This window comes from Polyangium jinanense (genome assembly GCF_028435365.1).
The window spans coordinates 40,550-47,293 of record NZ_JAGTJJ010000076.1; the positions used below are offsets into that span (position 1 = coordinate 40,550).

The 6,744-nt window shown below is 69.3% G+C and carries 5 protein-coding genes; 1 reads left to right on the forward strand and 4 read right to left on the reverse strand.

The window, feature by feature from the left end; translation table 11 throughout:
• Window positions 1-112: 112 nt before the first annotated feature.
• From KEG57_RS49370 to KEG57_RS49385, 4 genes are all read right to left on the reverse strand, one after another.
• Window positions 113-1,798, reverse strand: a complete 1,686-nt coding sequence (locus KEG57_RS49370) for a WD40 repeat domain-containing protein (protein ID WP_272427860.1) — start codon at window positions 1,796-1,798, stop codon at window positions 113-115.
• Between the two features lie 181 nt (window positions 1,799-1,979).
• A complete protein-coding gene (locus tag KEG57_RS49375; RefSeq protein WP_272427861.1) occupies window positions 1,980-2,147 on the reverse strand; it encodes a hypothetical protein in 168 nt (55 codons plus the stop codon).
• A gap of 12 nt (window positions 2,148-2,159) precedes the next feature.
• A complete protein-coding gene (locus KEG57_RS49380; protein WP_272427862.1) occupies window positions 2,160-2,393 on the reverse strand; it encodes a hypothetical protein in 234 nt (77 codons plus the stop codon).
• Between the two features lie 316 nt (window positions 2,394-2,709).
• On the reverse strand, window positions 2,710-3,039 hold the full coding sequence (locus KEG57_RS49385; RefSeq protein WP_272427863.1) for a four helix bundle protein: 330 nt from the start codon (window positions 3,037-3,039) through the stop codon (window positions 2,710-2,712).
• Between the two features lie 955 nt (window positions 3,040-3,994).
• Between KEG57_RS49385 and KEG57_RS49390 the strand changes: the two genes are divergently transcribed.
• A complete protein-coding gene (locus KEG57_RS49390; RefSeq protein ID WP_272425280.1) occupies window positions 3,995-6,673 on the forward strand; it encodes a hypothetical protein in 2,679 nt (892 codons plus the stop codon).
• Window positions 6,674-6,744 lie beyond the last annotated feature (71 nt).

Here is a 6,744-nt window from a genome sequence, read left to right on the forward strand (position 1 = left end):
CGCCGCAGTGCGAGGCCGCGAGCCCGATAAGGTCGAGGCCGACCAGCGCGACCCGGATGAGCTACATCGTATCGCCGCGCAGGAACTTCCTCGGAATGCGAAGATCGACCCCTCAAGGCTCGTAGACCAGGACGCTCTGGCGCTGTGCAATGACAACGACGCGGTCGTCGCTGGAGAGCTCGACCCCGTCGAGATGCACGCCCGGCGGCAGCGTCCACGTCTGGCGAGGCGCGCTCGTCGCCTTGTCGACGACCAGCAGGCGGAACGCGCCGGGATTGCCCTTTTCACGGAGGGTGAGGACATCGATCGCGCGCCCCCCGCGCATTGCCTCGAGCGAGTGCGGTACCGCGAGGCCGGCGGCTCCTGCAGGCAGCGTCCAGGATCCGTACGCATCGCTGGTCGCGCGGAGCGCGCGGAGCGTCTTCGGCACACCCCGACGCTCGTCGCGTTCCGGTGGCATTCGGAGTCCGGGACACGTGCCGCCGATCTTCGTTTCGCACAACGTGCGGCCCGACGCGACGTCGAGCACGGTCCACGTCCCGTATGCGCCGAGGCGCACCACGTCGTCCGAGAGCGCGGCGAGCACGGCCTTCCGTGTGGGCGGCGGCGCCGGGACGCGCGCCAAAAGGGCGCCAGCGACGTCGTACACGGCAATGTCGGCGTCGTGCAGCGCGAAGACACGGCGGGGACCGAGCGCGAGCGCCCACACGTTCTCGTTTGGCCCGGTCGCCCCCCACACCCGCTCGCCGCTCGGGACGCGCAGCCCTTGCAGCGCGATGCCCTGAATGACGACGGAGCCCTCATCGCGCGCAAAGGCGAGCGCACGCGCGCCATTGACGACGGGGAATGGCGCCCCGGCGCGCCCCTCCGCGAGATCCACCACGACACCCTTGCCGCTACCGATGCCGCTCTTGCCGAGACCGACGATGCCGAGCCAGCGTCCCGAAGGAGAGGCCGTCGCCGCGACCGACGCGAGGTCGGGCGGCAGGGGCACGCGTCCACGGTTGCGCCCGTCACGGTCGATCATCCTCAGCGTCTCCCTCTCGACGAGCAGGAAGCCGCCGCCCGGCCGAGCGGCGAGCACCGCGTGTTCCTCGCAGCCGAGTTCGGTGACCAGGACGCCGCGCGCGTCAAAGAGTTCGCAGGCCGCGCCCCGACGTAGCGCGACGACGCCGTCGTCGGTGACGGCGAGCGCGCCGACTTCGCCGCGGATGACGAAGGTCCGCGTGCCATCGGGACCGGCGACCACGACGGTCGAACGACCGTCGCCCGTGCAGGCGATACGCGCGCCGCTCGGCGAGGCCGCTGCTGGCGTCGCGCAGGACGTCTCCGCGATGCGCCTCGACTGTTGGACCTCACCGGCCCAGATCCCCTGCGGCGTACCGGCGAGCAGCCGGCCCGCCGCGTCGACGGCGAGCACCTGAGGGGCGTACGGGAGGGGTGTGGGTCGGATGAAACCGTCCTCGCGCACCTCGACGAGCGCCTCGCGATCGTCGTCGAACGCGAGCGCGCGTCCTTCCGGCGTCACCGCGACGCTCGTGGCATTGACGCCGTACCTCAGCGAGCCGAGACGGAGGCGCGCGCCGGGCGGCAAGGTGTCCGGATCGACGAAGCCGTCGTCCCCGCGTTCGTCAGCGCGACGGCTCACCGTCGCCGTCGCGCCGCCATTCGCGGACGGCGCGCGCGCAGCGGCCACGTCGGGCTCCGCCGGCGCGCTGCGCGAGGACGCGTTTTGCGAAGGCGCCCCGCCGCACGCGGTCACCAGGGAGAGGACGCCCGCATATCCGGTTCGAATCACGACGCATCCTACGCAGCGCGTATGATGGCGCGTAAGAAAAACAAACCAGCCTGCGAGTCATGGCGCCCGGAATCTGCGGCGGAGGCGGAGGCGGAGGCGGAGGCGGAGGCGCGTGCGGAGGCGCGTGCGGAGGCGCGTGCGGAGGCGCGTACGCGCAGTCGGAGGCGCAAACGCAATCGCATCACCCGAGCGCGAGCGTCTTCAAGTGCTCCCGGGCGAGCTGCAGGCGGGCATAGGCGGTCTTCGTTTGGATGCCGAGGGATTCGGGAGAGAGAAGGAAACGACGCAGGAAATCGCGGTGTTCGAGGTAAATGCGCCCGAGGAGGGCGCGCTCCGGGGGCGCGCGCACGGGCGGCCTGGATCATGGCGCGCCGTCGTCGCCGCAGTGTAGAATCACGCATTCCTTGCGTTCGGACTCTCTCATCCGGCTGCACAGCAGGCCGATATCCGTATCCCTGTCGACCACGTCGCCTTCGTGCGGCTCGATCGAGCCGGGCTTGTACTCGACATTTTCGAGCGCCACCCACCTCCCGCTGAACTCATTCGAGCGGCACAGCTCTGCCCATTTCGTGCGCGTACTGTGTTGGTTTCGCATGGCAAGGAAACCTTACCGGGCTTTGCATTCCGAGGTCAATCTCGCTGGCAGTCGAGATACTGCTGCTCGCAGCAGGATTGTCACGGCCGCGATGTATGGTGCTGTGCATTCCCGACGCAGGACACGCCGATGGCGCTGTGTGTACAGTACATTCCAGAGGAACCTTAAAAAGCGCCCGCGGACCTAACCCCACGAGCCGTCCGGCAGGCGGCGGAGGCGGAGCGCGCGGGCGATTTCCAGCATCGAGCGGCCTTCGATTTCGTAGGCCATTGGAATGGGCGGGCCGCCTGTGGAGGGGACGGCCCGCCCTACCGGTTCAGGATGCGCGGCGGTAGACGAGGCGGGTGAGGGTGGCGATGACGTGGTCCATTCGGTCGAGGACCTTTGCATCGACGGTGCCGATATAGCGCATAGCCTGGGCGACCTGGACGCAGGCCAGCACCTCCCTTGCCGACCCGAGTGCGGAGGAGTAGCGCTGTCGCTTGTTTCCGGCGTGGTTGCCCATGCCTTCTGCCGCGTTCAACGCGACGCTATGCATGGCCCTGCGCATTTGCCGCGCCAGATCCGAATCCTTTCGCTCAATCCGTTCTGCAATGCTTGCCGCGTCCCCCGCCATGACCAAAACGACTTCGTAGATCCTCAGCATGATGATTCCTCCGCCCGACGGCCCAATCGCCGGGACCCCCGTCCCACACCGTCGCGCGCAGGCCTCTTCAAGGCTGCGCAGCACCGCGCGGACCCGCCCGCAGCGCGAAGCGCGAGGACGGGGAGCACGGCTTGGCCTTGAAGAGGCCGAGCACGACGGTACGCTCGCCGTCCCCGAGCGGAACCCCTGCATACCGTTCCCCAAGCGCACGCGCACGCACACGCACACGCGCACGCGCCTCCGCCTCCGCCTCCGCCTCCGCCTCCGCCTCCGCCTCCGCCTCCGCCTCCGCCTCCGCCTCCGCCTCCGCCTCCGCCTCCGCTCCCGCTTCCGCTACCTGCCTCGTCCGCGAGCCCCCCGCCGTGATCGGACTCCGTCGCCTGCCTCGTCCGCGAGACCGCCGCCCTGATCGGACTCCGTCGCCTGCCTCGTCCGCGAGACCCCGGCCCTGATCGGACTCCGTCGGGGCCTCGTCGACCAGGCACCCGACGAGGTCCGATCTCCTCCGGGGCCTCGTCGACCAGGCACCCGACGAGGTCCGATCTCCTCCGGGGTCTCGTCGACGAGGGATTCCGGGTGAACTTACCTCGTGGTCGCGTGTAGGCACCACACGAGGCGTCCTTCGCGTCTTCGCCGACCTTCGGTGTGGTTGACCTCACCATGCGGTGGATCCCCCCCACCCGCCGAACGATTCGATTTCTGGAAATGCGACGGCAATCTGCGCCTTGCTCCTGGAAGTCCACCATTGAACGAGGCTTCCATGGCCGCTTCCGCTTCCAAACCCGCCCCGCCTCCGCCCCCCGACGAAACGTTGGCCCTTCCGCCGCACCGATGATATTGCCGCGCCGTTCCGCGCCTTCTCGGCGTTGGGCAGGTCCCATCGGCTTCGAGCGTTCTGTCGACACTTGGGGCTCCGGATCGCCTTCGGCGTCCTACGCCCCAAACCCCACGCGGCATGGCCACCTCCCGTCTCTCCACCTTCGTCCGACAAGGACGCCGCCACGTCGCGCTCACCGTGCTCGGCGCTGCCGCCCTTGCGACGTTCTTGCCCCGCGGCATCCCGAACCTGGGCGCGAAGGACAGGTCCACGGCGCTTGCCTCGGCGCTCGCGTCGCAGGGCCTCGTTCTCACTGCCGACGACGTGGCCTGGATCGATCCGCCGCGTGGCGTCTGGGGCGCGCTTGGTGCGAAGAGCCGCGCCGTCGTCCGCGCCGCGCCTGCGCAAGGCGAGCCGAACGACCTCTACCTCGTGCACGCCGAGCTCTCGCCCGAAGGCGTCCTCCTCGATGTCGGCGGGGCCTACAATCTCACCGAGACGAGCGGCGCCGATGAGTCGCGCCCCGTCGTCCGTGGCGAACGACTGGCCTACGTCTCGAGCCCGCTCATCGCCGGCAGCCATCCCACCGTGCACGTCTTCGATCTCTCGGGACAAGCACTCGCGACCGAGGGCTGGACCCGCGTCGAGCGATTGCAGAACGCGCTCACGAACGCGCAGGAGACGGGACAACTCCGCGGCATCGGCAAGCGCACGTTCACGCTCGGCGAGGGCGAAGGCGAAGCCGCGGCGCAAGAGGCCGAACCAAAGGAAGGCGAGGCGCCCGCGCGTGACGTGCGATGCGCGCTCGAAGAAGCCACGCTCGTCGTGCGTGATGGAACCCGCGAGGCACGCGTGCCGCTCGATGGCCCTGCGACGCTCCCTGCTTGGCTCTCGCACGAGAGTGGGGAGATTGCGCGGCCGGGCAACGTCGTCACGTGGTCGGTCGATCGCGTGCGTGACGTCATCGGCGACGAGGCGATGCAGACGATCAAGGCCGTCGCGTTCGCGGGCCTCGAGGTCGTCATGCGGCAGAAGGAGAGCATGGGCGGCGAGCAGGCCGCGGCCGAGGCGATCGCGGAGGACCTCGGACAAACCACGCTCGAAGCGCCCACGCGTACGATGCCCACGGACCCCGAGATCGGCTGGCCACCGGCGCCGCTCGATCCGTGGATCACGCCCGCGCTCCCCGGCGAGGGACAGTGGAACCCGCAGGACAAGGATCCCTTCATTCGAAGGATCGAGGGCCTGCCGCCCGCGTTCGTCACGACGTACATCCGCCCTGATCGCTCACGCAAGACGACGCGCGTGTTCATCGTCGTATGGGATCCGCGTCAGGTGGAGCTCCACATGATGGCCGGCACGGTCGAGCCGAAGGGCGCGACGGGTGAAGCTGGGCCGGGCCTCATCCCGCGTGATCCCGCGGTGCTCGAGCGTGTCGTCGCTGCGTCGAACGCAGGCTTTCAAGCGCTGCACGGCGAGTTCGGCATGATGGCCGACGGCGTCGTCTACTTGCCGCCGAAGCCGTACGGCGCGACCGTCGCCGTGCTGCGTGATGGCTCCACGGCGTTCGGGAGCTGGCCCGAGGATCAGAGCATCCCGCCGAACGTGATGTCGTACCGACAGAACATGACGGTCATGGTGCTCGACGAGAAGTTCAACCCGTACAACCGCTCGTGGTGGGGCGGCACGCCGCCGGGTTGGGCGGACAAGACGCACACCGTGCGCACGGGTATTTGCCTGACGAAGGAGAAGTTCGTCGCGTACTTCTACGGCGCGGATCTCGGCCCCGAAGGGCTCGCGCAGGCAATGATCCAGACGCGCTGCTCGTACGGCATCGCGCTCGACATGAACGCGGGTCACAGCGGGCTCGAGTTCTACAAGGTCGCGCAAGAAGGCGAGATGGATCCGCTCGGCAGGCCCTTGCAATACGACTGGGAGTCGGAAGGCACGGTCTCCGGCATCGACGGATGGAAGTTCCGCGGCAGGCGCTTCATCCGCGGCATGGGCCTCATGAACTTCCCGCGCTACATCAAGCGCGAGGCACGCGACTACTTCTACATGACGCTGCGCCACGTGCTGCCGGGCCCGGGGATCACGCCCGTCGCGCAACCGCCCGTCGACGGCGAAGGACAGTGGCGCGTGAAGGGCTTGCCGCAGCATGGTTTTCCGTATGCGCTCGCCTCGACGGAGCTGCGCATCGACGCGGCGCGGCCCGATCGCAAGGCGCGCGTGGTGAAGATCGATCCACGCACGGTGGCGGCCGCGAAGGCCTCGGCGCAAAGCGCGGGCAAGACCGTGGCGGTGCTCGATGCGGGCCCGGCCGATGCAGGTGCGGGATCGGCGTCGCTCTGGGCTTCGGCCGGCGCGTTCGCGATCGGCGCGGAGTCGCCCGTCGAAGGCGCGGTTCGCCTCGCAACGGGCTCGCCGAACGCCGCGGTCGCCGCGGCCGCCGTCGGCGTGAACGACAAGGACGGCATGCTCCTCTACGTCGAGCTCTTGACGCCTGCGGATGCTTCCGCGGCCGACGCAAAGGCGCTCGACGCGCTCTTGAAGAACGCGGGATGCAGCACGCGGCTGCTTCTTGCGAAGCCGCTCGCGGTGGCGCTCGGCGGCGACACGGATCTCGCCGGCGCGGCCGTGCATCCGCCCCAGGGCCCGACGGCCGTGCGCCTCGCCCGCGCCGAGGCCCCCGGCGGCCGCCGCTTCCTGGAGGACACGCCCATCGTGCCTTTCGACAAGTGGTATCCGCTGCAACAGAAGCGGATCCGCTACTTCAAGAAGCCCCAGAAGGACCCCGCTGAGGGGGCGTCGAACTGACGGATCGCACCGTTCGGTGCGTGGAAGCTCGCTTCGCGAGCTTCCCTCTAGGGGGTGAATCGTCCGGGCTT